Annotated in this window: 20 protein-coding genes and 1 tRNA gene; 14 read left to right on the forward strand and 7 right to left on the reverse strand. The window is 37.2% G+C overall.

Annotated elements, in window-relative coordinates; all coding sequences use genetic code 11:
- Window positions 1-61 precede the first annotated feature (61 nt).
- Window positions 62-1,276, forward strand: a complete 1,215-nt coding sequence (locus MUB18_RS07155) for an MFS transporter (protein WP_045753415.1) — start codon at window positions 62-64, stop codon at window positions 1,274-1,276.
- A gap of 55 nt (window positions 1,277-1,331) precedes the next feature.
- On the opposite strand, the gene MUB18_RS07160 is transcribed toward MUB18_RS07155, so the two are convergent.
- Window positions 1,332-1,404, reverse strand: a tRNA-Gly gene (locus tag MUB18_RS07160).
- A gap of 64 nt (window positions 1,405-1,468) precedes the next feature.
- Entirely contained in the window at window positions 1,469-3,007 is a 1,539-nt protein-coding gene (locus tag MUB18_RS07165; RefSeq protein WP_248755471.1) for an NAD(P)/FAD-dependent oxidoreductase, read from the reverse strand.
- A 177-nt stretch (window positions 3,008-3,184) separates the two neighbouring features.
- Between MUB18_RS07165 and MUB18_RS07170 the strand changes: the two genes are divergently transcribed.
- From MUB18_RS07170 to MUB18_RS07190, 5 genes are all read left to right on the forward strand, one after another.
- On the forward strand, window positions 3,185-3,763 hold the full coding sequence (locus tag MUB18_RS07170; protein WP_021188860.1) for a LemA family protein: 579 nt from the start codon (window positions 3,185-3,187) through the stop codon (window positions 3,761-3,763).
- An 89-nt stretch (window positions 3,764-3,852) separates the two neighbouring features.
- A complete protein-coding gene (locus tag MUB18_RS07175; protein WP_248755472.1) occupies window positions 3,853-4,284 on the forward strand; it encodes a TPM domain-containing protein in 432 nt (143 codons plus the stop codon).
- Between the two features lie 80 nt (window positions 4,285-4,364).
- Complete coding sequence (locus MUB18_RS07180) at window positions 4,365-5,111, forward strand: TPM domain-containing protein (RefSeq protein ID WP_084405451.1); 747 nt, start codon at window positions 4,365-4,367, stop codon at window positions 5,109-5,111.
- A gap of 135 nt (window positions 5,112-5,246) precedes the next feature.
- Entirely contained in the window at window positions 5,247-6,377 is a 1,131-nt protein-coding gene (locus MUB18_RS07185; protein WP_045756233.1) for a TlpA disulfide reductase family protein, read from the forward strand.
- 71 nt (window positions 6,378-6,448) lie between these two features.
- The gene (locus MUB18_RS07190) at window positions 6,449-6,892 is read left to right on the forward strand and encodes a hypothetical protein (protein WP_248755473.1); all 444 of its coding nucleotides are present in this window, start codon (window positions 6,449-6,451) and stop codon (window positions 6,890-6,892) included.
- A 190-nt stretch (window positions 6,893-7,082) separates the two neighbouring features.
- Here MUB18_RS07190 and MUB18_RS07195 read toward each other — a convergent pair whose 3' ends face one another.
- A complete protein-coding gene (locus tag MUB18_RS07195; protein ID WP_248755474.1) occupies window positions 7,083-8,660 on the reverse strand; it encodes a glycoside hydrolase family 10 protein in 1,578 nt (525 codons plus the stop codon).
- A 152-nt stretch (window positions 8,661-8,812) separates the two neighbouring features.
- Here MUB18_RS07195 and MUB18_RS07200 point away from each other — a divergent pair, with 152 nt between their 5' ends.
- The 6 genes from MUB18_RS07200 (at window position 8,813) to MUB18_RS07225 (ending at window position 17,953) form a co-directional block, all read left to right on the forward strand.
- On the forward strand, window positions 8,813-10,240 hold the full coding sequence (locus tag MUB18_RS07200; RefSeq protein ID WP_248755475.1) for an L-serine ammonia-lyase: 1,428 nt from the start codon (window positions 8,813-8,815) through the stop codon (window positions 10,238-10,240).
- A gap of 97 nt (window positions 10,241-10,337) precedes the next feature.
- Window positions 10,338-11,141, forward strand: coding sequence for an MBL fold metallo-hydrolase (locus MUB18_RS07205; protein WP_248755476.1), 804 nt, complete (start codon window positions 10,338-10,340; stop codon window positions 11,139-11,141).
- 489 nt (window positions 11,142-11,630) lie between these two features.
- Complete coding sequence (locus MUB18_RS07210; protein WP_248755477.1) at window positions 11,631-14,783, forward strand: SusC/RagA family TonB-linked outer membrane protein; 3,153 nt, start codon at window positions 11,631-11,633, stop codon at window positions 14,781-14,783.
- 11 nt (window positions 14,784-14,794) lie between these two features.
- Complete coding sequence (locus tag MUB18_RS07215; protein WP_248755478.1) at window positions 14,795-16,258, forward strand: RagB/SusD family nutrient uptake outer membrane protein; 1,464 nt, start codon at window positions 14,795-14,797, stop codon at window positions 16,256-16,258.
- A 10-nt stretch (window positions 16,259-16,268) separates the two neighbouring features.
- Window positions 16,269-16,955, forward strand: coding sequence for a hypothetical protein (locus MUB18_RS07220; protein ID WP_248755479.1), 687 nt, complete (start codon window positions 16,269-16,271; stop codon window positions 16,953-16,955).
- A 5-nt stretch (window positions 16,956-16,960) separates the two neighbouring features.
- Complete coding sequence (locus tag MUB18_RS07225) at window positions 16,961-17,953, forward strand: DUF5007 domain-containing protein (RefSeq protein WP_248755480.1); 993 nt, start codon at window positions 16,961-16,963, stop codon at window positions 17,951-17,953.
- Between the two features lie 835 nt (window positions 17,954-18,788).
- Here MUB18_RS07225 and MUB18_RS07230 read toward each other — a convergent pair.
- Window positions 18,789-19,400 (reverse strand): hypothetical protein, encoded by a 612-nt coding sequence (locus MUB18_RS07230; RefSeq protein WP_248755481.1) that lies wholly within the window; start codon window positions 19,398-19,400, stop codon window positions 18,789-18,791.
- Between the two features lie 100 nt (window positions 19,401-19,500).
- Between MUB18_RS07230 and MUB18_RS07235 the strand changes: the two genes are divergently transcribed.
- Both MUB18_RS07235 and MUB18_RS07240 read left to right on the forward strand, forming a co-directional pair.
- Window positions 19,501-19,899 (forward strand): hypothetical protein, encoded by a 399-nt coding sequence (locus MUB18_RS07235; RefSeq protein WP_045753082.1) that lies wholly within the window; start codon window positions 19,501-19,503, stop codon window positions 19,897-19,899.
- 217 nt (window positions 19,900-20,116) lie between these two features.
- Complete coding sequence (locus tag MUB18_RS07240; RefSeq protein ID WP_248755482.1) at window positions 20,117-21,337, forward strand: hypothetical protein; 1,221 nt, start codon at window positions 20,117-20,119, stop codon at window positions 21,335-21,337.
- 89 nt (window positions 21,338-21,426) lie between these two features.
- Here MUB18_RS07240 and lipB read toward each other — a convergent pair whose 3' ends face one another.
- From lipB to recG, 3 genes are all read right to left on the reverse strand, one after another.
- Window positions 21,427-22,125, reverse strand: coding sequence for a lipoyl(octanoyl) transferase LipB (lipB, locus tag MUB18_RS07245; RefSeq protein WP_045753084.1), 699 nt, complete (start codon window positions 22,123-22,125; stop codon window positions 21,427-21,429).
- Between the two features lie 108 nt (window positions 22,126-22,233).
- A complete protein-coding gene (gene hflX, locus MUB18_RS07250; protein WP_108158136.1) occupies window positions 22,234-23,421 on the reverse strand; it encodes a GTPase HflX in 1,188 nt (395 codons plus the stop codon).
- 225 nt (window positions 23,422-23,646) lie between these two features.
- Complete coding sequence (gene recG, locus MUB18_RS07255; RefSeq protein ID WP_248755483.1) at window positions 23,647-25,752, reverse strand: ATP-dependent DNA helicase RecG; 2,106 nt, start codon at window positions 25,750-25,752, stop codon at window positions 23,647-23,649.
- Window positions 25,753-25,835 lie beyond the last annotated feature (83 nt).

Below are 25,835 nucleotides of genomic sequence, written 5' to 3' on the forward strand. Positions count from 1 at the left end.
TGTTTCATGAGGTCAGTGATATTGTACTATCACTGACAGTTGTATTTTACTGAATTATTTTATGGAAAAGAAAAATTGGTTTCAGACCTATCTTTATATTTGGATTGGACAGTTTGTATCGTTATTGACCAGTTCTGCGGTTAACTTTGCTGTAATTGTGTGGTTAAGTTTAACCCACAAATCTGCAGAAGTATTGGCCTTGGCCGGAATAGCTGGCTTATTGCCTCAAGCATTGATCGGCCCATTTGTTGGTGTTTTTATCGATCGTTGGGACCGCAAAAAGGTGATGATTTTTGCAGATGCTTTTATTGCGCTTTGTACTTTGCTCATGACATTTGTTCTTCAGGGATCAACTGTCGGTTTATCTTTGATCTATCTGTTATTAGCATGTCGCTCTATTGGATCTGCTTTTCATGCTCCTGCGATGCAAGCTATAGCACCATTGATGGTACCCGAGGATAAGCTCTTGCGTGTATCAGGGATCAATCAGATGCTTCAATCGGTGAGCAGTATCGCAGGACCTGCACTAGGTACATTGGCTATTACTTATTTTTCAATTTCACAAGTGCTTTATCTTGATGTTATTGGTGCTGCTGTAGCCATTATATCCTTACTCTTCGTGACCATACCACATCTAGCGGTAGAGTCCACCTTGTCGATTGCACAGGTTTGGGATGATTTGAAACAAGGTATGAAAGCCATCTATCATAATCGTGGATTGAGCCTACTGTTTTTGTATGCCATGATCGCCACTTTTTGTGTAATGCCTATAGCCATCATGTTTCCTTTGCTGACCATTGGTCATTTCAACGGTGGTAAATGGGAGATGAGCGTAATTGAGATTATCTGGGGAGTTGGTATGTTAGTCGGAGGTGGCTTGTTGAGTGCATTTAAAGTTCAGTTCTCGAAAGTGATCATGATTAATACCATGCATATCGTGCTGGGATTGACATTTGCATTTTCAGGCTGGTTTCCTGCTACCTGGTTTATCCCATTTGTCGTAGTGACTGCGATTGGAGGAATGGCGATGTCGCTGTTCTCTGCCTCATTTATGACCACTATACAAGAAGAAGTAGCTCCGCAAATGTTGGGACGTGTGTTTTCCCTTTATTTTAGTCTTGCTATTTTACCAAGTGTCGTTGGACTACTTTTTACCGGTTTTATTGCAGATGTTATTGGAGTTGCTCATGCTTTTGTGATCGCAGGAATACTGATGATGGTGGTAGGCATATTATCCTTTTTTACACCAGCAGTAATGCGCTTAGGAAAGAAATAGTTTAAAATCTCCTGAAAAAAATAAAAGCTTCCAAATTTTGGAAGCTTTTATTTTGAGCGAAAGACGAGATTCGAACTCGCGACCCCAACCTTGGCAAGGTTGTGCTCTACCAACTGAGCTACTTTCGCGTTTGTCTTACAAAAATACGGCTTTATTTGAATTTTTGCAAGACCAATTTAAAAATTTATCAATTTAATTGATCGCATTGGCACAGTTCATACCATCAATAGCTGCAGAAATAATACCGCCAGCAAATCCAGCGCCTTCGGCACATGGATAAAGTCCTTTAATTTCAGGATGTTGTAATGTCGTTTTGTCACGCGGAATGCGAATAGGAGATGATGTCCGAGATTCTACGGCAACTAGGATCGCTTCATTCGTATAATATCCTTTCATCTTTTTCCCAAAAATAGGTAGCGCACCACGTAGCGCCTCATATACAAACTGTGGCAATACTTGAGTTAAATCAGCAGAAATTGTACCCGGTTTGTAAGAGTTTTCAGGGAGATCTTTGGAGATACGTCCTTCTACGAAATCAATCATACGTTGGGCAGGTGCGACCATTTTGCCTCCACCAGCTTCAAAAGCGCGTCTTTCTATTTCACGTTGAAAATCTAATATGGCAAATGGATTACTTTCAGATCCCTCAACATCTTCGAGATTGATTTGAATGACTGTACCTGAATTGGCATGTGGATTATTCCGCTTAGAAGGTGACCAGCCATTGACCACAATTTCATTGTCTGCTGTAGCACAAGGAGCAATAACTCCACCAGGACACATACAAAAAGAAAACACTCCGCGACCATTTACCTGCTCCACGAGACTATAATAAGCCGGTGGAAGATGTTCGCTTCTTATTTCGCAATGGTATTGAGCCTGATCGATAATCTCTTGTGGATGTTCGATGCGTACTCCCAAAGCAAAGGCTTTTGCCTCTAGTAACCAGTTTTTTTTACGGAAGAGTTCAAATATATCACGTGCAGAGTGTCCCGTGGCGACGATGACATGGCTTGCAGTTAATGATGTACCATTGGCAAGTGTAACTCCCGTAACGTGACCGTTTTCCGTATTGATATCGACCACACGCTGTTCAAAAATAACCTCGCCTCCATAAGAAATGATGGTCTCACGAATCGCTTGGATAATATGCGGTAATTTATTAGTGCCAATATGTGGACGTGCATTGACCAGGATATCTTCATTTGCACCGTGAGAGACAAATAGTTTTAATACTTTTTCAACATCACCACGTTTGTCAGAGCGTGTATACAATTTGCCGTCTGAATAAGTTCCAGCACCTCCTTCGCCAAAACAGTAGTTTGAATCTTCATCCACGATACCCTCGCGATTTAACTTGGCAAGATCGCGACGACGGTCCTGTACACATTTGCCACGCTCGATGACGATCGGTTTTAGACCTTTTTCAAGACACTGGAGTGCCGCAAATAAACCCGCTGGCCCAGCACCAATAATTAAAACAGGTTGTGAATCTTGGACAGATTGATAGTTGATCTTAAAACTTTCGGTAATGGGGTGCTCGTCTATAAAAAAGATAATACGAGCTCTAAAAACAACATGACGACTTCGGGCATCTATTGAACGTTTACGGATTTTAAATCCTTTAATCCGTTCAAGTTTTATATTCAAGGATTTGGCACCTTGATTTAAAATGTAAGTATCGTCTTCCATTCGTTCTGGAGCGATAGCCAATTCAATTTCTTTCTGCATAAATTTCTTGCTGGGTTTTTATCCCAAAAACAGGTCAAAGTTAAGGATATCTACTGTATTTTTTTAGTGATTAGTAGGTGTGCACCTAAAATTATTCTTATATTCGTGGGAGTGGTATAAGCTTTGTAGTAAGCATATCATTAAAATTTATTTGAAATATATTAATTCAACGAAAAAATGAAAAGATTATTAGTCGCATTCTTTGGTTTAATGGTCGCATTATCTTTCAGTTCATGTGGGTACAATACAATGGTATCGCAGGACGAAAATGTAAAAGGTAAATGGGCTCAGGTTGAAAATGCATATCAGAGACGTGCAGATTTAGTTCCTAATTTGGTCAATACCGTTAAAGGAGCTGCAAAGCACGAAGAAAGTACATTAACAGCTGTTGTTGAAGCTCGTGCAAAAGCGACTTCTATTACGGTAGATCCTACTAATTTGAATGAAGAAACGATTGCACAATATCAAAAGGTACAAGATCAATTTTCTGGTTCTTTGAGTAAATTGATGGCGACAGTAGAAGCTTATCCTGATTTGAAAGCAAATCAAAACTTTTTAGAACTGCAAGCACAATTAGAGGGCACTGAAAACAGAATTTCAACAGAGCGTAGAGCGTATAATGAAGCTGTACAGCAGTTTAATACTACGGTAAGAAGCTTTCCTAATAATTTGATGGCAGGTATGTTTGGCTTCAAAGCGAAAGGAACCTTTACAGCACAAGAAGGTGCAGATAAAGCACCAGCAGTATCTTTCTAAATATACCACAATAGTTTACTAGAAAAGATGAATGATGGGCTTATCTTGTGCACACATTCATCTTTTTTTATTTTTATAAGACTTTAGTAATGGGAACATTTTCATCAGAACAGCAGGAAAAAGTGGTGCATGCCATCAGTATAGCGGAGAATAAAACTTCGGGTGAGATACGAGTGGTGGTTGAAAAACACTGTCCTGGAGAAGTTTTTGATCGGGCAACATATTATTTTGAGAAATTGGCGATGCATAAAACTGCTTTAAGAAATGGAGTTTTAATTTATCTGGCGCATGAAGATCATAAGTTTTCGATCATTGGAGACGCTGGTATTCATAAGAAAGTAGCGGACGATTTCTGGGAGTGTACAAAAGAAATTATGGTACAAGAATTTCGAAAAGAACAGTTTGTAGAAGGATTGATTCAAGGAATTGTGCATGCTGGAGGCCAATTGGCAAAATTTTATCCGAGAGAAGAGGATGATATAAATGAATTACCGAATGATATTGTTTTTGGCGATAGATAAAAATGAATAAACTGAAGGAATATAGGTCATTGACCAAAATTAGATTTTCAAGCATCAATATTTTTGCACTGACGATTGCTATGCTGTGCAGTGTGGTCAGTTTGCTTGCTCAGGATTTTCCGGCTGTACCAAACCGATTGGTTAATGATTATACAAAAACATTGACAGCAAGTCAGGTGGATCAACTGGAACAAAAGCTCCTAGCTTTTGAAGACTCAACTTCTATACAGATTGCCGTAGTGCTGATGAATTCGACAGGATCTTATGATATTAGTGATTATGCAGTACGACTTGCTCAACAATGGGGCGTTGGAAATAAAAAGTACAACAATGGTATCATGCTCCTTGCAGCAATTGGAGATCGGGCAGTTACTATTCAAACTGGATATGGTATAGAAGGATCTGTCCCCGATGCGATCGCACATCGAATCATTGAAAATGAAATAAAGCCCGCCTTTCGAGCGCAAGATTATTATACAGGAGTAAACCGTGCGACAGATGCATTGATTTCATATACTAAAGGAGAATATAAAGCAGACCCGAAGCAACCAGAAGGAAAAGGTGGTGGTTCAAAAATGTTGATCATCATTGTGGTTGTCATGATTGTTATTGCTCTAATCTCACGCAAAGGGGGCAATGGCGGTAACGGCGGTGGTAAAGTAATGAATGGTAGAGGAACTTCTGATTTGTTTTGGTGGACTTTACTTAATAGTCTAGGTCGAGGTGGATCTGGCGGCGGCGGCTTCGGCGGCGGTGGCGATGGAGGTGGCTTCGGCGGTTTTGGTGGTGGCGGCTTTGGCGGAGGCGGTGCCAGCGGCAGATGGTAACAGATAACAATTAGAGAATAGCAAAGGATAAATAAATTTTTAAGATAACGAAGCCATCATGAGCAAGTGTGATCAAACACGGATGAATTTTGCTCATAATAGCTTCATAATAGATCAAAAACAAATTATATACTGATGAAAAAAGGAATATTATTGGGATTAAGTTGTATCCCAGCTTTAATTTTTGCACAAGAAAACTTCACCTTAACAGGTAAGGTAAAAGGTGCTTCGGATAAAGCAAAAGTTTTTATGCAATATGTTGAAAATAATGCACGTAAAATTGATTCTACGACTATAACTGGAGGACAGTTTAAGTTTAATGGTTCAGTTGCTGGACCAGTAAAAGCTTATGTAATACTTTCTGCCGATGGCACATCCATCAAAGAAATTCAAAACCCTGATCTCACACAAGTTTATTTGTCAAGTGGTGTCATTAAGGTAGACACTGATGGCGAAATGAAAAATGCTATTATTTCAGGTAATGCTATTAATACTGATTTTGCAAAATATCAAGCAGCAACCAAGTCTTATACAGATGCATTTCAGGGTTTAAATAAACGCTATGCTGAAGCTACGGATGAGCAACGTAATGATCAAACTTTTATAGCAGGTTTACAGAAAGAAGCAGGTGAGATCAATGAGAAACAAGAAGTAGCGGACGAACAATTTATTAAGGATAATAAATCAAGCTTTATTACATTGGATCTACTTTCTGATAAGTTAGATGGTGAAAATGTCAATTCGTTAATTATTCCAAGTTATCAAGCACTTTCTGCTGATCTGAAAAATAGTAAAAAGGGTAAAGAATTAGCGGCTAGAATTGAGAAATTGAAGGCAGTTGCTATCGGTTCAATGGCACCCGATTTTTCACTGCCAGATACTGCCGGAAATGAAATCGCATTGTCTTCTTTAAGAGGTAAGTATGTGTTATTAGATTTTTGGGCGAGTTGGTGTGGACCATGTCGTCATGAAAACCCCAATGTAGTAGCTGCATTTAACAAATTTAAAGACAAAAACTTTACTGTATTTGGTGTCTCATTGGACAACCCGGGTAAAAAGGATGCTTGGATGAAAGCAATCGCTGACGATCAGTTGGGACAATGGCCACATGTATCAGATTTGCAAGGTTGGAAATCAGCACCAGTAGGATTATATGAAGTACGTGGTATTCCACAAAACTTTTTAATTGATCCGACTGGTAAAATTATTGCTTCAAATCTCCGTGGAGAAGAACTACAAGCTAAATTGGCAGAATTGCTAAAGTAATAGCAGTGTAAGGATACTATTTAAAGGGCTTTTCGATTCGTCAAAAAGCCCTTTTATTTTTACTATTGTAAATGCGTATTTTTTTTTACCTGATATGGGCAACGGTTTTAGTGACCAGTTGCCACAACAAACAAGAAGCGGGAGTACCGATTCTTAATCTAGCGGCTTTATCCGCCATTCCTTTGGAAAAGCCAATCGATAGTTTGGCAAAGGGCGATACCTTTATTGATGTTCAACTGCCTGTAGGAGCACGTATTGAAGAGTTATCTAAAGATGATTTAGGTCTATTGAAAGCTGCGGCCTATCGTTTTTTTGGTAAAGTTAAATTAGTCGACAATCAATATGTTGCAGATATTAAAGATGGAAAAGAAATTGAAGTTTCAGATGCTGTTGTTTCTGCATATTTGAAGGCCATATCCAGTACAAATGCTTTTGCAGATTCCCTTAAAAAGGAAGGACAAGAGATTCAATTGCCCGCTATCACGGATGAATACCGAAATGCTTTATTGAAATAACGGTAAACAGGCGTGTCAAATTAACGATTGCCCCAATGACTACTTAATTTTTAGAAGCGTCGATTGAAATAAAAAAAGGAAAACCAACGCTATAAATTTTGGTTTTCCTTTTTTTTAATTAAAATGATTTGATCGTGTACTACAACGTTTAAAATTATAAGTTTCACACTATTTTCCTGTTTTTTTTACTTTACTTCATCGTGTAAACAGAACTATACTTCGATAATTTTTCCGTACTTCTGATATTGGAAGGTTCGCTTTCGTTTTTCATACGGTCGAGTGCTGTCACAAAATAATAATACTGCTCTTTTGGATTGATATCAATATCGGTATACTGCAGATCATCTTCATGATAAGTAATGTGGATGATCTTGCTGCTATTGTTTAAGTCTAGTTTTTCCCCCTCCTTGAAACGATATACCACATAGCCATAAGCTGACTCACCATCTGCAGCACGATCAGGTTTTTGCCATACGAGATTATTCATTCTTTTATTATCTGATGGTTTTAGTTGTAATCCAAAAGGAGCATGCGGTGGAATGCTATCGATCCATGGCATAGTTGGTGGTAAAGAAGATGCGTGATACAAATTACGTTGAAGCGAATCTTGTAATCCAGCAAGATTATCGGTTAATGATTTGGAACTAAAGAAAATACTGCCTTGGACATTTGGCTGTTCGCGTAGATAACGAATTTGCCGCGGAATTTGGCTCCGGTCGGTCCATCCTGGTTTTTTTTCATTTACCCGGTACGCTCCATGTCCGATATAAAAATGACGGCCATAAGTATGATTTTGCCACCATGCTACTAATATTTCATAGGCTGCAGCGCGGTTTTGAAATGGAAAATAAATCTGAGGATTGATATAATCGATCCATCCCTCTTTGATCCACTTTACACCATCGGCAAAAAGAGTTCGGTAACCGCTTAGACCATGGGTATTAGAACCATCTCTATTTGCATCTTTATTGTCCCAAATACCAAATGGACTAACGCCATATTTGATGTAGGGCTTCTTGGCCTTAATCGCAATTCCTAGATCACGTATGAGTATATCTACATTGTTTCTTCTCCAATCATCGATATTCGAAAAATTGTTGGCATATTGCCCGAATGTGATGCGATCAGGTATCGGAGTGTTACGACTATCAGGATAGGGGTAGAAATAATCATCAAAGTGTATTCCATCAATGTCATAATTATTGACCACGTCCATGATGACACCAATTATATATTCACGAACCTCAGGAATACCTGGATTGAATAGTTTTTTGCCTGCATAAGTAAAAAACCATTCAGGTTTCTTTTTGGTAATATGATCTTCAGAAAAATGATTGGGATTGAGTGTTGTAGATGCACGATAAGGATTAATCCATGCATGTAATTCCATTCCTCTTTTGTGACACTCGTCGATAATGAAATCCAAAGGATCATAGAATGGATCGGGAGCTTTTCCTTGTTTACCTGTTAAATAACGACTCCATCCCTCTCTTCCACGACCGTAAAAAGCATCTGCCGATGGTCGTATCTGAAAAAGAATGGTATTCATACCTGATTTTTTGTGCTCATCCAAAATATGAATAAGTTCTTGCTTTTGTTTTTCAACATTGGTGCCTGTGGCCAGTGTAGGCCAATCAATATTTCCGACAGTGGCAATCCAAACACCACGAACTTCTCGTTTGGGGCTAGGTTGGGCGCATAAAAGTTGTGCTGTTAGTGCGATTAGAAAAAATACTCCAAGTAAGTGCAGAACGTGTTTAAATCTCATTTGTTTAATGATAAGTTAACAAAGATAATTAAGCTTTATTGATAAAGTATTAAATCTTTGTAAGAACTTTGTTGTTGTTTTATATTCTGTAAATTGCAATGTTTTTGGACTGTCCTAAAAACATGATTTTGATAGCGCTTTATAACTATAGAATGAGCAAAGAACAAATTTCCGTTTTTGATATGTTTAAAATTGGTATAGGACCTTCCAGTTCGCATACCTTAGGCCCATGGCGAGCTGCACAGCAATTTACGAAAGTATTGCATGATAAAGCTGTGCTCGATATGGTGGAGTCTGTCAAAATTTTACTCTATGGTTCTTTAGCGAAAACAGGGACAGGACACGGAACAGATATTGCAGTCCTTTTGGGATTAAGTGGAGATGATCCCGTTACTTTTGATGTCAATCAAGTAACTCCAAAAGTAGAACATATCAAATCTGTACATGAATTGAGATTGGCAGGTACCCATCTAATCTCTTTCTCCTATCAGGAAGACTTACTTTTTCTTTATAGCGAAAGTTTACCCTATCATCCTAATGCAGTTACTTTTCAGGCTTTTTTAAAAGATGGTAAAGCACTTAGTGAGACCTATTATTCGATTGGCGGTGGATTTGTGGTACAGGAGAATGAAACAAGTAACACTTCTACAGAGGTTGATTTGCCTTTTCCAGTTGAAACCGCGCAGGACTTATTGCACTGGTGCCGGAAGACTGGATTGAAAATATCTGAACTCGTTTTAGAAAACGAACATGCTTGGCGTGAAGAAGCAGAAACGCGTGCTGGTGTTTTAAATATATATAAAACAATCTATGAGTGTATATATCGAGGCTGTCATACCTCTGGTACTCTTCCTGGGGGGTTAAATGTTGAAAGGAGAGCTGCAAAGCTAAATCATCGATTGCTTAAGGATCGTACTTATCATGATTATGACAGTTGGATCGCTGCTATAAAAGCCGGTGGAGAAAATTTTCAGTATATCTTGGATTGGGTAAGTTGTTTTGCTTTGGCTGTTAATGAGGAAAATGCTTCTTTTGGTCGAGTTGTGACCGCACCAACGAATGGTGCTTCAGGTGTTATTCCTGCAGTATTACAATATTATATCACCTTTCATCATGGTGGTTCTGAGGATAAAATCATTCAGTTTATATTAACAGCATCAGAGATTGGGTCAATCTTTAAAAAAGGAGCTACGATTTCCGCTGCTATGGGTGGTTGCCAGGCAGAGATTGGAGTCTCATCAGCAATGGCTGCAGGTGCATTGACAGAATGTCTTGGAGGGTCTCAAAGACAGGTGCTAATGGCAGCAGAAATAGCGATGGAACATCATTTAGGTTTGACGTGCGATCCGATCGGTGGATTGGTTCAGATTCCTTGTATTGAGCGTAATACAATGGGAGCGATCAAAGCCATTACAGCTGCACAATTGGCTTTACAGTCCAATCCTGATAAAGCTAAAGTAAGTTTGGATGCGGTCGTAAAGACCATGTGGGAAACGGCTTTAGATATGAATGTTAAATATAAAGAAACAGCAGATGGTGGATTGGCTGTACAAATACCACTAAGTTTACCCGAATGTTAATTTTTCAGATTGTTATCGCGCCATATTCAGCTACTCGGTTGGCAGAAATACAGGGTGAATATGAGCCACGATCTTTAAAGAATAAATAGTAATATATATGAAATATTGTGCTATTGCCTCTGGCAGTAATGGAAATTGTTATTATGTCGCTAAAGGCGATACGGCTATTTTAATTGATGCTGGCATACACAGTAAGCACATACATCTGCGTATGTATAACTTGGGCATATTGCCTACACAAATTAAAGCCGTATTCATCACACATGAGCACAGCGATCATATTCGTGGTTTATCTGTCTTTGTCAAAAAGTATAATATACCTGTATATATCACAAATGGAAGTTATGAAGGTACACGCTTGCATCTTCCATCACATTTGGTTCATATCATCGCACCAGATGCGGTGACAGAAATTGGTGACATGAAAATTTATGGTATTCCAAAGTACCATGATGCTAAAGAGCCATGCAGTTTTTTGGTTTCAGACGGAGCGCATAATATTGGAATTTTAACCGATATCGGACGCCCTTGCAAAAATGTTGAACATGTGATTAAGCATGTTGATGTGCTGTTATTAGAATCTAATTTTGACGAAGAGATGCTGAAAAATGGTCGTTACTCTTACTTTTTAAAAAATAGAATTAGTAGTGGTTGGGGTCACCTTTCCAATACTGTCGCTCTAGATTTGTTTAACACACATCGTACATCCAGATTAAAGCACTTGATGTTAACCCATCTTTCTGGCGAAAATAATAGCGTAGAACTTGTTCACGAAACTTTTAGATCGCACTGTGAAGATATTTTACTTTCAGTGGCAACTCGCTATGAGGAAACCGAAGTTTTTGATGTAATCAATTTGAATACCCTTCAACATGATATGAGATCAAGTATGTGTGGTTAATAAATGGTTTTTGGTTAGATACTCACTCATCATTTTTGTACTCCCGTACTTCGTGTTGTGAATTGTTGTTCAAGATGAAATAGTAGTCTATTTACTTTATTATTCCGAATAACTAATGTTGATTTTAAAATGTTAAAAAACATTTGTTTTTGTTAATTTCTTTTAATTTTCATAATTGGTTGCATAAATTATTAATGTTTAAATTTCATGTAGAGAATTATCTTGTTTTTAAAGCAAAATACCTTCTTCAAACTCTATAAAGTCAAATTTAATACAAATTATATCTTGAATTATTTTCTTAAATTTTCCTGATAATAGGAAAAAAAATTGTATATTTTACGCAAACGTATGCGTGAAAATTGAACAATCGTTTGCGATGCAACAAAGTTAATTCTTTTGTTTACAATGAAAATTACGACCATGTAAATTTTGTGTTACCATCTCAATTGCTGTAAATTACACTTGATTTTACTAACCAAATCAATTGTTATGAAGAGAATTCTACCTTTAATTCTCCTCTTTTTTATATCGTGTAATTTATTGTTTGCACAGGTAACTAATATTGCCGGCACAATAAGAGATGAAAAAGGAGGAACATTACCTGGAATTACGGTATCCGAAAAAGGAACCAATAATCAGGCAGCCACCAGCAATGATGGCGTATTTTCATTGAAAGTACAAAAACTACCTACTACCCTCGTTATTCGTGGAATTGGATTTAAATCCAAAGAACAACAAATCCAGACGGATAAGGGAATCAATATTGTATTGGTTTCTGATAATTCGGCTTTGGATGAAGTCGTAGTTGTAGGATACCAAAGGCAATCGGCAAAAAAATCAACCGGTGCTGTACAGGTTATTTCTGGGAAAACGATCGAAGATCTCCCTGCTCCAAGTTTTGAAAGTTTATTACAAGGCCGCGTGGCAGGAGTAAATATTCAGAATTTTACAGGTGAACCAGGCGCACGTAATACGTTTACTGTCAGAGGTAACTCGACCATTTCTCCAGACTTAAATGCAGAAGTTGATTTAGCTAATACGATGAGCTCACCCTTGTACATTATTGACGGGATGCCATTATCAGTAACCGATTTAGCTAATTCTGGTGCTACAGGGACTAACTATGTAGCAGGTATCAATGTCAATGATATCGAAAGTATTGTGATTCAGAAAGATGCGGCAGGTACGGCTGTGTGGGGATCTCGTGGAGCTAACGGTGTTATTGTAATCACAACAAAAAGAGGTAGGTTGGGTAAGCCACAGGCTCGTGTTTCTTATTACAAAGGAATTACAGAGCGCCCGCAATTGCAGCGTACCTTGGGAGGTTCCGCAGAGCGTCGTGCAAAAATGGATATTCTCTCTCAATATGCTAATTGGACTCAAATGAGAAGTTTCAATCAGCCTTTGACCGATAGTTTAAACCCGAGCTATAATAATGCAACTGATTGGCAAGATTTGTTTTATACTACAGGAAATATTGATAATGCAGATGCCAGTATTTCAGGAGGTAATGAATCTGTGAATTATCGCTTATCGGCTGGTTATTACAATGAAGATGGTGTAGTACGCAATACGGGTTTTAAACGGTATTCATTACGTGGTAACTTTGGGTTTACTATTTCTCCAATCATAAAATCTGATTTTATGATTTCAACTGCTCGTATCAATAGAAAACGCGGTTTAGGAAGGGGAATTGATGAAGTGGTTCCAATTAATCAAGGTGCAATGCCATCTTCTTTTGTTGGGCTAGGTGAATCAGATTATGATTTTTATTATGGTCAGTTTGACAAATTAAAAGATGATAATCAAACTGATAATATCAATATTTTTTCAAAAACTTATGTTGATATTATCAAGGGTTTGCAATACTCGCTTGAAGCTTCTGCTCAGGTCAATATGGATAAACGGACACAATTTCAACCTAAAGAGTTGAATAATGGTGTTAACTATGCCGCATCTAATGGTCGGAATGCCTATACCTATAATTTAGCGAATGTTTTAAACTACAATAAAACCTTCAATGAAAAGCATAATATAATATTAACAGCAATGCAGTCATTCCAATATGATAAGCAATTGACAGACAATATTACAGCATATAATCTGCCTACAGATGATATCAAAGTAATACAAGGGGTGGCTCAAAAAGATTTGACAGCTAGTTCTAATATTCTTGAGGCAGGTCTATTATCTTATTTAGTGCAGGTTTCTTATGATTATAAATCTAAATATATCATCAATGCTTCGTGGAGAGCTGATGCTTCTTCACGTTTTGGTAAAGATACCAAATGGGGCTATTTTCCAGCAGTTTCTGGAGCTTGGATAGCTTCGGATGAAAATTTTCTGAAAAATATATCATGGATCAATTTGTTAAAACTGAGAGGAAGCTGGGGATTGTCTGGTGTATTGCCTACGGATTTTTATGCGCCATTTAATATGTGGACTACATCTTCCAATACCTATAATGGAAATACCTTTTCTTATCCATCATTTACAAAACCATTGACATTAAACACCCTGACCTGGAATAAATCTGAGCAAACCAATATTGGTTTTGATTTATTTACTTTGGATAACCGCTTGAACATCACATTTGATGCCTACCGGAAAATCACAAAGGATCCGATCATGGCTTTCCCATTTCCTTATTATACAGGTTATACATCATTATCATTTAATGTTCCGATGACTGTATATAATGAAGGAATAGATTTGACGATTGCGACACACAATCTTTCTAAAGGAAGCAAATTGCAATGGAATACAAATTTCAATTTAACGTATAACAGAAACCGTATTGGGTCATTGCCTTTTGGTGACCGTAGTTTTTATGCTGACTCAAGGGGGTACAATCAACAGCTCATGTATGCTGTAGGAAGTCCAATATATCAATGGGCACAGATGAAATACCAGGGAGTATATGAAAACCAAGATCAAATCCCTGTTAACCCTGTGACAGGTAAACCACTTACTTATTTTAAAGGGAATTATGTGGTAAAACCAGGATATCCGATCTGGAATGATGTCAATCAAGATTGGGATGTTTGGAGTGATGAAGATAAAGGAGCAGCGGATGGCGATTTAGTTCTTACCGGTAATCCAAATCCAAAATTCACAGGAGGATTATACAATGAGTTTATTTATAAAAATTTCTCTTTCAGTATGTTGAATACCTTCACTATTGGACGAGATATCATCAACAATTTGAAAAGCAATCAATTTAATACGATCGGTGGTAGTTTAACAAACTTTACGAATAACCGTTTACCTGACTTGGAAGGGGTGAACTACTGGACACCGGAGAAAGCAAAAGATCCAAACTACGTAGCCGATTTTCCTTCGATAGCACCATTTGGTGGATATTTCTATCAATTTTTGCCTTTCAGTACCATGTTCAATGAGAACGGGTCATACTTTAAGATCAAAACCCTCTCCATGGGATATACTGTTCCTAAGAAGATCGTAGATCGTATGAAACTGGGCGCGCGTACAATTCGTTTTTATGCGATGTTGGATAATGTGCATACTTTTCAGAAAGCTTCTGTTCCCGATGCGGAATTGGTATCACCACAAGGAGAATACAGTGGTGGTGCTTATCCACTTCCTAAGAAGTACACGATCGGTCTAGAAGTAAATTTTTAAAATCTTGAAATATGAAATTTAAACATATATTATCAGTTATTGGAATTTCTAGTGCATTATTGCTGGGATCTTCCTGTGGAAAATATCTCAATCTGTCTCCTCAAGGTAGTACCTACGATGAGGTATTCTGGGTTGATGGCGCAAACGTAGAAAAGGCAACTTTAGGCGCATACGCGTTGTTACGTGATGCTATTCGTAATGAAAGGTCATATTTTATTTTTGGTGATATTGCTTCAGGCATATTAAAAACTGGAGCTGATTATTGGAATTATACTGACCTTTCAAAAGGTGGAGGTTATAAGTTTAGTTATGCCCCATATCTCGAGGGTAGTCTCTGGAATTGGACTCGTTTTTACAAAATCATCAATCAATGCAATTTGATTATTGAGCATACAGAAGAAATGAATGTTAGTCTATTCGAGGGCGGAGAAGATGAGAAAAAACAATATATAGGAAATGCAAAATTTTTGCGAGCCTATACTTACTTCTACATGCAGCGTGTTTGGGGCGATGTCTTATTAGTCAAAGAAACGTTCAAGGATCCACAAAATATTCCGGATATGGCAAGAAGTCCTGAATCGGAAACATTGGCGTTCTGTAAAGATGATCTGGTTTATGCAGCCACAAATTTGGGACAAGGAGCGACAAAGAGCTTTGCTACAAAGGGTTCAGCCAATGCGCTTTTAGCACAGGTATATGCTTGGGAGCATGATTATGTCAATGCCGTGAAATACATTGGAGAGTCCTTAAAAGGAGGGTATGCATTAGAAAATATAAAAGATTATAAAAAAATCTGGCAAGGTGATTCCAAAGAATCCATTTTCGAAATCAGTATGATGTATAATGAAACTGGTGGTGAATGGAGTAACGATTTCTTCAATGTATTTTTGACGAGTGCGAATGTTCCTGGTAAAGGAAGTGCATCAGTTTGGGAAATTGATCCTGAGTTTTTAGCAGAATCTGAAGGAATGAAGGATGGGTCTGTCCGCTATGATTCGATAACGGCACCATTTCCCGATAATCCTGCCAAAAGAGTGATAACGAAATACAGTAATCTCGAACATTATAATCCAAATGATACTAAGTTGTATGCGACAAATAACAATTTGGTTTTGATTCGATTAGCAGATATATTACTACTTCGTGCAGAAGCGTATTTTAAAAATGGAAAAGAGAATCTAGCATTAGAGGATTTGAACACCATCAGGAGAAGAGCAGGCCTTCAAAATATAACATTATCAGGAAATGAGCTTTTTAAAGAAATTTTCAGAGAAAGGAGAAGAGAATTAATTGGAGAAGGAATTATTCAATTTGATTTAATTCGAATGAATCTGTTTACGCAATTTGACGATTATTCAGCATACTATACAGAAGAAAGATTAGCTAAACAAGGCTATTACTGGCCTTTGAATATGCGGACTCTTTTACCTCAGAACGAATCGTTAACACAAAATCCGTATTGGATGAATCATTAATATGAAAATTATGAAAAAAATAGCTTTAAATATATTGATTCTTTTAGGAATCGTATCAGGGATAAGTTCTTGTAAAAAAGACGATTATTTTGTCGGGGGAGAATTGCATAATCCAAAAATCAATATGACCACCTACGATTGGATGAAAAGTAATCAATACGGCGTATTTGATACTGTGCTTATGCTGATCGATAAAGCAGGAGTAAAGGATAAGATCAATGCTCCAGGTATCACATTTTTTGCACCAACGGATTATGATGTGTACAATTACGTACAAGCAAGGACTGCTGCTGTGCAGAAAGTTGATCCCAAAAAGATGTGGACTGTAGATTCAATTATAAAATATGAATTGAACAAATTTAGAGATTCAATCGATATTTATATTACTAAGGAAAACCTTTTAAATACCGTTTTAACAGAAAAGGGTAAGAAATATAAAAATGCAAAAGGGGGAGATTTTTTTGCTTCCTATGAAGAGACGAGGGACCCTGCATTGGGCTATAATCCTAATTCAACTGTAATTCCGAAGGTGGTTATGTTTACGTATTTGTTCAAGCCGGTTGCGGATGATGTTAATATCACAAGTATTGTTCCTCCGGTGGGAAGCAGAGTGTTGATTCAGACTTCAAATGCGCAGACAACGACAGGGGTGGTACATGTTTTAAGTAACAGCCATGTTTTATTCTTTTATAGATAATCAAAATGAAAAAGAGTTTAATATATACACTAGCTATCGGAATATTAGCAGTGTCGGCATGTAAAAAATTGCCAGATGGAAATCTTAGTGATATTATTCGTTATGAAGTATTACCGATGCAGATTAAAAAGGGTAGAGCAGAGGTGTCAACAGCGATAAATCCAGCAGGTTCTTCAAAACCAACAGAATATAAATTAATAAAAATTTATGAAAAGGATAGTGGAAAAGATGTAACTGATATTTTTCTAAAAACATATCCAATAAAAATCTGGACAAGATTGTACGATTCAAAAGTGGACAACACCATTGAAAAAATTGATGCCAAAAGAAAGGATACTGTCATGACGGCATTATCAATTAATAAGTTTTCAGGTGCAATTGAGTCCAATGAAAATACATTACAGTTACCTTCTGGAAATTATCTATTTGATCTGGAAATAAAAAATAGCAATGGTACTCGAGTTTATCCTAAAATAGGTGAATTTGCACTAGTAGATGCACCTCTTTATGAAGTGCCTGCTGTTAGATCTACTGTAGCAATGAAAGTTGGCGCTGAAACAACAACAAAATCAATATCGAGTAATGCAAGCCATATCAAAGTAGAGAAATTGGCAGCGAAGGAAAATAAGATTATTGTCAGAATTGTGGATAAAAATGGTGAACCTTTTAATCCCAAATCTGGTGAAGTTGATAGAAGACCACTTTCGGGAACAGCTGTTGGTTTTTTACAGACTATGCAGGATTATGCTTTAACAACAACATTATTTGATGATCGTATGGAATTTACTTATGGTGTGGTCCCTTTTCCTTTGGTTTCTTTAGGAAATGGATTTAATTACTACTACAGGATACCAGCAAAGTATGTCAAATTTGATGATAGCTTAGCTTTGCCATATAATACTTATTCATGTAATGCACGGTTTTCTTTTCAAGCATTTGTAGGCGGAACATATCAGATCGATGTGATTGTACCTCAAGTGACACGAGTTAAGCTGTAGAAGCTTATCAAATAGAACATGGAAAGCACTTAACGGATAATAGTTAAGTGCTTTTTTTGATGCTTGCAACGTGCAGGTACTCTTTCTTTTTTTAGTAGTTTTTTTAATCTAATAATAGTCTGCATGTTGATTTTTATTCGACTGCCGTTAGACCAAGGTTGTGGACTAATTAGGCTGTTGTTTTGTACATAATCAGTTTCGAGGTAAGCTAGAATCGATAGCCTTTCGCTAAGACGTAAGGTTATTATTAAAATGCATTGCAACCACATATCTGTGGGCGATGAAAATATAGTTGAAGTAAATTTTAGTAAAGAAATTGGTGATAACAGAAGTTGATAATATCAATTCGCACTCTGTTTATTTTGCTTTAAAAAATAGTGCAAATGTAGTCGTGTTCGGCAACAGCTTGTATTTGGTTGCAATGGGTGCATAGTAAAGAGGAGGCTCTGTCTTCCGATAGTAAACTTATGACTGCTGAAATATTTGATGCGTTAGTAATTCGCGATGGTCAGCTTTATCATTACGAAGAATAGAATTTTCTGATGTGAAACCTGCTGAATTCCAGATTTTGATGATGAGGGGGATTGGGTATAATAAGTTTTTGATGGGAGTCGTATTTTTTTAAGGGCGTGTATTCTATTTGTCGATTTTTAAGGCAGGAAAATCTAATAGGGAGTCTGAAAGGCTATATCAAGTAGTTGGTGAGTTCATTTGCTACATTTTTGAGGTGTGTTGTCCCGTTTTACTATGGTGTATCAGTAGATACTGAGATTAAATGTAACATGGTATTCAGACGCCTTATTATTGCGGGTTTTCTTATCGCATACGCGTTCTATTATTGTTGCGCTATGGTAGATTTTATATGCGCATATGCAGGTAGAGGTAAGGTAATACCGTCATTTTCGTATATGTAATATAATGCATGCGCCAAACAGATGAGAAACTCGCGAATAGCAATAATCTTATCTCCAAATTGTGCATTGTCTAGAGATCTCTTCAAAGTTAGTTGTTCCATTAATTCATCCATGATCTTATACCATTTTCTTAATGAATGATAAGAGAAAAACTTACAAATCAAATCGTAGGGATTTTTTTTGTCATTACAGGTGAATTTAGGTCCATACGAGTAGTTGAAGTAATCGTTTCTTGTCGCGAATAATTTTAAAGGATTCTGGTGTTTCGTGAGGCCACATTGTTTGAAAATGACATAGGCAACTTCAATCTGTTTGATCATTTGATTACAATTGTAACCATTTTCGGGATGACCTCCAGTGGACATTGCAGGATAGGCCCCACTTATAACAAAGAGATGGATATCATTTTGCCAGTTAATGAGATCGGTTTGGTTGCGGAAAAAATCATGGATGTAGAGCATCGGATTATCGATAATCTCCTTAGTTAAGTAGCGAAAATTTTTCGCTTTTAGTTTCTTTTGTGTATTTTTCATAATCATTAGTTAAGTTATGCTTCTGGTAGAAGCTATTATATTATAGTTGTTTGTTAAAAATAGGATATTATAATATCTTTTACAAATTAAATTAAAAATAATGTCTGGTATTAAAGAACGTGTCCTGTTAATCGCGGAAAGTAAAGGGATCAATAAAGCAGTTTTCTTTGAAGAATTAGGGCTTTCATATGCTAACTTTAAAGGTGTGCAAAAATATTCCGCACTAAGTTCAGATACGATGGTCATTATTTTAAATAAGTATGTCGATATAAGCCCTGTATGGCTCTTGATGGGGATTGGGGAAATGTATAAGAATGATTTTGGTAATATGAGAGATCATGCAATCCCTTATCAACAGACCGTTGCTTCGCAAGATAAAGATAGTCTGATGGTCGATTCTTTGAATAAAGTGATCAATGCGCTAGAGCAGACAATACGTAGTCAAGAGAAAACAATTCTTGCTCTTGAAAAACAAATAAGTTTTTTAGAGAAAAAATGATTTTGGATATTATTTTATCCTTTTTGTTTTAACACACTTAAACATAGCTATTGCACTTACAAACTTATCTACCATTATATTCAATAATAATTTAAAAAAATAACGGATTAAAAGAAATTTATTGCTGAGATTTTAGCTTATTTTGTTTAATGAAGGTATTCTGTTTATAAAGTACTGTCCTTCTTGAAATCTTTTAATATCTACTAATACTGCGTTTATGTTGCAAAGACTATATTTTTTGTTTACTGTATTAATTTGTTTTATTACTCTGGATACTTTTGCTCAATCGGCCGGTGATCGTCCTGTCTATACATCAGAATGGGGGCATCTTTATCGTGCTGAAGATAATGAAAGAGATTTATTGGGTATTTTTTCTACGGAAGCGCCGATTTACGTTTTGGATTCTAATCAGACACAGTATAAGGTGAAAGTGAGTAATGGAGATATTGGTTTTATCAAAAAGCAACCACTTCAAAAGGCGATGTCTGGGAAGAGATCGGAGGGTGAACCTGCTCAATATTTTTATCGAGGTAGTCAAGGAAGTCAATGTCCTCATTTTTTTGTTCAGGTATCTGAATTACGGGTGCGAAAAGCTCCAAATGTGGCTAGTATAGCTGTTAGAAGAGCCAGATTGAATGAATTGATTTGTGTGGATTACATTCCGCTTTATTCGGACGGTTGGGTATATATTGGTGATCATTTTCATGAAAAACCTGAATTCATTCAGGCTAAATTTTTAGGTACTGAATTAACTTACGCTAAAGTGTTGAAGGATTATCTTGAGGTAAGAGGTAAAGACCAAAAGCAAGAAATGGTATTGGCAGGAAGGCTGCGGGAAATCGCTTGGACTGATGATAAAAAATTAAAAGAGGCTCTGACTTTTTGGAAACAATCATTTGAAAATGCTGGTGTAAAAGATCCAAAAATAGATATAGATTTTGAATTGCTTGTCGCGGAAAGGTTTCAAAATAGACCAACATTTGATGCTATCATGAGTCAAGTAGAGGCACTTCTTGTGCACTTCGATTGGAAGGGAATGCTTCTTTATGATGGAAAGATAACGGACAATCAGATGAAACAATTGGGTATGAAAAGGGTGGAAGAGATTCCTAATATGCCCGAATGTGGATGGGAACCGAAATATTATTATCAATCTCCATCATCTATTGTCGCATTTGAAGAAAATAACAAGGGTAAGTTAGTCGGGTCTGTCTATCAAACCTCCTTCCTGGAAGGTGTAGTATTACGGATTGGTCAGGAACGTGTGGATGCTAACTATGATGAACGGGAATTTGTTGAAAAATTCGGACACTTATTGACCGTCACCTGGATAGATACTCCGCATGTCTATCATATCCCAAATGGCGACGCCGGCCTCTTTATCATTACTTTTGAAAATGGAAAAGCTGTTCGATATGAATGTATGTTTTATTGTTAGGAAGGTTAGATGTTGAACATGTTCGATCATTAAAAAGGTTAGGTAAATATTGAAAATAAAGGGCCTACAGTTTGTAAGTCCTTTATTTTTTAAACCAGTTCCATAGCGAATAGATTGGCAATATGTCTTTTTAATTTGTCTTTTACTTCATTTATATTGGGTTTATAGCCCAACTCTCTTTCCATAGAAGTGACATCTTTGTCATCAATACCACAAGGTACGATATTTCCAAAATAGCTTAAATCTGCATTTACATTAAATGCAAATCCATGCATAGTGACCCATCGGCTTGCTCTGACACCCATTGCACATATTTTACGTGCTTTTTCGTTATCAGCATCTATCCATACACCTGTGAAACTCGGATATCTTCCTGCTTGAATACCGTAGTCTTGCAAAGTCAGGATAATAGCTTCTTCTAATGTGCGCAGATATAAATGGATATCTGTAAAGAAATTATCTAAGTCGAGTATGGGATATCCTACGATCTGTCCAGGACCATGATAGGTAATATCTCCTCCGCGATTAATTTTGTAATAGCGAGCTTCTTTTTCTTCTAATGCTTTTTGATCGAGTAATAAATGTTCTGGTTTCCCCGATTTCCCTAAGGTGTAAACATGGGGATGCTCGTTAAAAATTAAAAAGTTTTCCGTTGACAATTCGGTGTTGTTAACACGATTATCATGCTTTATTGCTAAGGTTTTCTTAAAAATCTCTTCTTGTCTATCCCAAGCTTCTTGATAGTCTACTAAGCCCCAGTCGATAAATGTAACTTTCTTATTTTGCATATTGATATGGCTTTATGCCATTTATACTTTTGTAAAGAATTAAAATACACTTGGTTATTGTCTTCAATGCGATGTTATCCAAGCGTATTTTAGATATAAAAATTTAAATTAGTAAAGCAGATTATTGTAAGGATAGCGCGCATTGTGCATATCTACAATGATTTCGTAAAGCTTCTGTTTGAACTCTTCCAAATGTGTTTTGTTTGTTGCGGAAATAAAAATAGCAGGATCAGCATTTTTTGCCATCCAACTGTTTTCAAAATCTTCTAATGTAACAGTACGTTCGCCGTCTTCTCCTTCTTCAACTGTGGGAACAAATGCATCTATTTTGTTAAAGACGGTAATAACGGGCTTATCCAATGCGCCTATATCTTTTAATGTTTCATTTACTGCTTGTATATGATCCTCAAAATTGGGATGCGAAATATCTACTACATGGATCAAAACATCTGCTTCGCGAACTTCATCTAAAGTGGATTTGAAACATTCTACCAAATGATGCGGTAGTTTGCGAATGAATCCAACTGTATCCGATAATAGGAAAGGTAAATTGTCGATAACGACTTTACGCACTGTTGTATCTAAAGTAGCAAATAACTTATTTTCAATCAATACATCTGATTTTGAAATCATATTCATGATGGTAGATTTCCCAACGTTGGTATAACCCACTAATGCAACACGGATCATGTCGCCACGATTCTTACGTTGGGTTTCATTTTGTTTGTCAATGGTTTCTAATCGATCTTTGAAAACACTGATTTTGTTAAGGATAATCCTTCTATCCGTTTCAATCTGACTTTCACCCGGGCCACGCATACCGATACCACCGCGTTGACGCTCTAAGTGGGTCCACATACGAGTTAACCTTGGTAAAAGATATTGCAATTGCGCCAATTCTACTTGTGTCTTTGCTTGCGCACTTTTTGCGTGGCTAGCAAAAATATCCAAGATGAGGTTGGAACGATCTAATATTTTGACTTTGAGCTCACGCTCGATATTTCGAAGTTGTGAAGGTGTCAATTCATCATCAAACACCACCATGTCAATTTCTTCGGCGATGACAAAAGCTTGGATTTCTTCCAATTTTCCACTGCCCACAAATGTTGCTCGGTCTGGATAGGCCAGTTTTTGTGTAAAAATGCCTTTTGTGACGCCGCCTGCTGTTTGCACTAAAAATTCAAGTTCCTCTAGGTATTCTTGAGCCTTTGTTTCAGCTACTCCCTGTGGAATAACGCTCACGAGAATTGCGGTTTCTGGTTTTACTGCGGTATCGTATATTTTGATTTTTGCCATTATTTTCTGTTATAGTTTTGTATTGTATATTAAACTTGTGGAAATGTTAGCCTCAAGGCTTGACAAATAGGGGATGAAAGGATCAGTTTTCATATCACGAAGTCTTAATAATAATACAAAGATAATCGTTTTTAGTTTAATTGTTTTATCACGAAAGCTTATCCTTTCATTTTATTAAGAGCGCTTATAGGCTGTCTTAGAAAGAAATAGCAAGCGCGCGAATGATTACGAAATTTTATCCCAAGTGATACCGTCCGATTTTTTTGCGAGGTACTGTCTGAGTAATGCATGCCGTTCTTCGATCATTTCGGGATCTTCTTTGAAGATGTCTATGACTGAGTTTCGTGCTTCGGATAACAGTTGTTGGTCAGTAGCGAGGTTTGCTAACTTTAATTCTAATACACCTGACTGTTGCGTGCCAGAGATATCGCCCGGGCCCCGAAGTTCTAGATCTACTTCTGCAATTTCAAATCCATCATTGGTACGTACCATGGTATTCAACCTTAATTTTCCTTCTTTACTAAGCTTATTTCCTGACATCAGTACGCAAAAGGACTGCTCTGCTCCCCGACCTACACGTCCTCTTAATTGGTGGAGTTGTGAGAGACCAAAACGTTCCGAATTTTCAATCACCATAACGGATGCATTGGGCACATTGACCCCGACTTCGATAACGGTGGTTGCAACCATGATCTGGGTTTCATGTTTTACAAAACGTTGCATTTCAAAATCTTTGTCCTTGACTGGCATTTTGCCATGTACAATACTAATTTTATAATCAGGAAGTGGAAATTCACGTTGTATATTTTCCAATCCTGCCTCTAAGTATAATAGATCTAGTTTTTCACTTTCTTTGATCAGTGGAAATACAACATAAACTTGTCGGCCTTTTGCGATCTCTTCACGCATGAGGCCAAACATGCGTAGTCGGGAGCTTTCGAAAAAATGTACGGTCTTGATGGGTTTTCTTCCTGCCGGAAGTTCGTCTATAACAGAAATATCCAAATCGCCATACATGGTCATGGCCAGCGTGCGGGGTATTGGTGTTGCAGTCATCACGAGCATATGTGGTGGGATACTATTTTTACGCCACAATTTAGCCCGCTGTTCTACGCCAAAGCGATGTTGTTCATCGATGACGACAAAACCCAGATTCTTGAATTGTACTTTATCTTCGATTAAGGCGTGGGTTCCGATGAGAATATCTAAAGTACCATTTTCTAATTCTTCATGGATGACACGACGCTGTTTTGTTGTGGTTGAGCCAGTTAATAATTTGATGTTGCAGATGTCCTCACCGAGTAATTCTTTCAATCCGGTAAAGTGTTGTGTCGCTAATATCTCCGTTGGTGCCATCATGCAGGCTTGAAAACCGTTGTCGATAGCTAAGAGCATGGTCAAGAGTGCAACCACCGTTTTTCCGGATCCTACATCTCCCTGTACTAAACGGTTCATTTGCGCTCCAGTCACGGTATCTTGTCGAATTTCTTTAACGACACGTTTTTGTGCATTTGTTAATGGAAATGGGATACGTTCTTTGAAAAATGTATTAAACTTGTCACCTACTTTAGAGAAAATCTGCCCTCTGAATTTTTTAGTGTTGAGCTGTTTGTTTTTTAGTAATTTGAGTTGAATATAGAATAATTCATCAAATTTGATCCGCTTGATTGCTTGAGTCAGTTCTTCCTGGCTCTGTGGAAAATGAATAGCAATGGTTGCCCGGGCTTGATCCATCAATTGATGTTTTTCCAATAGGTATGCCGGCATTTGCTCGGGAAGTTGACGAAATACAGTTTCTAATGCTGTTTGCTGTAGTTTTTGAATTCCTTTACTGTCTAAATTGAATTTTTTAAGTTTTTCAGTGGAAGAATAGACCGGCTGTAGCGTCATGTTCCCTAAGTTCTTTGCTTGGGCTTGATATGGCTCCATTTCGGGATGTGTGATGGATATTTGTCCGTTAAAAACGGATGGTTTTCCATACATCACATATACTGCACCTACTTTTAACGATTTCTGGAGCCAGGTAATGGACTGAAACCATACTAACTCGATGCTTCCAGTTTCATCTTTGAATTGTCCAACTAATCTTTTGCCTTTTTTCTCTCCAACTTCTTTAAGTCCAATAAGTCTTCCTAATACCTGAGCAGAGTACATATCGGCATCAAGCTGTCTTATTTTATGAAAGACAGTACGGTCAATGTAGCGAAAAGGATAGTAGCTGAGCAGATCACCAATAGTGAAAACCTGCAATTCTTTCTTAATTACATCAGCTTTCTGAGGTCCTACGCCTTTCAGATATTCTATGGGGGTTATTAAAGATAAATCAGCCATTCTTCTAATTCGCTAATTTAAGGAATTTACTTAAAATTTTAGCAGAATACTGTAGGTGATCGCTAAAGTTGTCATGTCTGGTG

Source organism: Sphingobacterium sp. PCS056 (assembly GCF_023273895.1).
GTDB lineage: Bacteria > Bacteroidota > Bacteroidia > Sphingobacteriales > Sphingobacteriaceae > Sphingobacterium.

Coding starts and splice junctions, on each gene's coding strand:
- MUB18_RS07155 (WP_045753415.1), top strand. CDS start 62: ATGGAAAAGAAAAATTGGTTTCAGACCTATCTTTATATTTGGATTGGA.
- MUB18_RS07165 (WP_248755471.1), bottom strand. CDS start 3,007: ATGCAGAAAGAAATTGAATTGGCTATCGCTCCAGAACGAATGGAAGAC.
- MUB18_RS07170 (WP_021188860.1), top strand. CDS start 3,185: ATGAAAAGATTATTAGTCGCATTCTTTGGTTTAATGGTCGCATTATCT.
- MUB18_RS07175 (WP_248755472.1), top strand. CDS start 3,853: ATGGGAACATTTTCATCAGAACAGCAGGAAAAAGTGGTGCATGCCATC.
- MUB18_RS07180 (WP_084405451.1), top strand. CDS start 4,365: ATGCTGTGCAGTGTGGTCAGTTTGCTTGCTCAGGATTTTCCGGCTGTA.
- MUB18_RS07185 (WP_045756233.1), top strand. CDS start 5,247: ATGAAAAAAGGAATATTATTGGGATTAAGTTGTATCCCAGCTTTAATT.
- MUB18_RS07190 (WP_248755473.1), top strand. CDS start 6,449: ATGCGTATTTTTTTTTACCTGATATGGGCAACGGTTTTAGTGACCAGT.
- MUB18_RS07195 (WP_248755474.1), bottom strand. CDS start 8,660: ATGAGATTTAAACACGTTCTGCACTTACTTGGAGTATTTTTTCTAATC.
- MUB18_RS07200 (WP_248755475.1), top strand. CDS start 8,813: ATGAGCAAAGAACAAATTTCCGTTTTTGATATGTTTAAAATTGGTATA.
- MUB18_RS07205 (WP_248755476.1), top strand. CDS start 10,338: ATGAAATATTGTGCTATTGCCTCTGGCAGTAATGGAAATTGTTATTAT.
- MUB18_RS07210 (WP_248755477.1), top strand. CDS start 11,631: ATGAAGAGAATTCTACCTTTAATTCTCCTCTTTTTTATATCGTGTAAT.
- MUB18_RS07215 (WP_248755478.1), top strand. CDS start 14,795: ATGAAATTTAAACATATATTATCAGTTATTGGAATTTCTAGTGCATTA.
- MUB18_RS07220 (WP_248755479.1), top strand. CDS start 16,269: ATGAAAAAAATAGCTTTAAATATATTGATTCTTTTAGGAATCGTATCA.
- MUB18_RS07225 (WP_248755480.1), top strand. CDS start 16,961: ATGAAAAAGAGTTTAATATATACACTAGCTATCGGAATATTAGCAGTG.
- MUB18_RS07230 (WP_248755481.1), bottom strand. CDS start 19,400: ATGAAAAATACACAAAAGAAACTAAAAGCGAAAAATTTTCGCTACTTA.
- MUB18_RS07235 (WP_045753082.1), top strand. CDS start 19,501: ATGTCTGGTATTAAAGAACGTGTCCTGTTAATCGCGGAAAGTAAAGGG.
- MUB18_RS07240 (WP_248755482.1), top strand. CDS start 20,117: ATGTTGCAAAGACTATATTTTTTGTTTACTGTATTAATTTGTTTTATT.
- lipB (WP_045753084.1), bottom strand. CDS start 22,125: ATGCAAAATAAGAAAGTTACATTTATCGACTGGGGCTTAGTAGACTAT.
- hflX (WP_108158136.1), bottom strand. CDS start 23,421: ATGGCAAAAATCAAAATATACGATACCGCAGTAAAACCAGAAACCGCA.
- recG (WP_248755483.1), bottom strand. CDS start 25,752: ATGGCTGATTTATCTTTAATAACCCCCATAGAATATCTGAAAGGCGTA.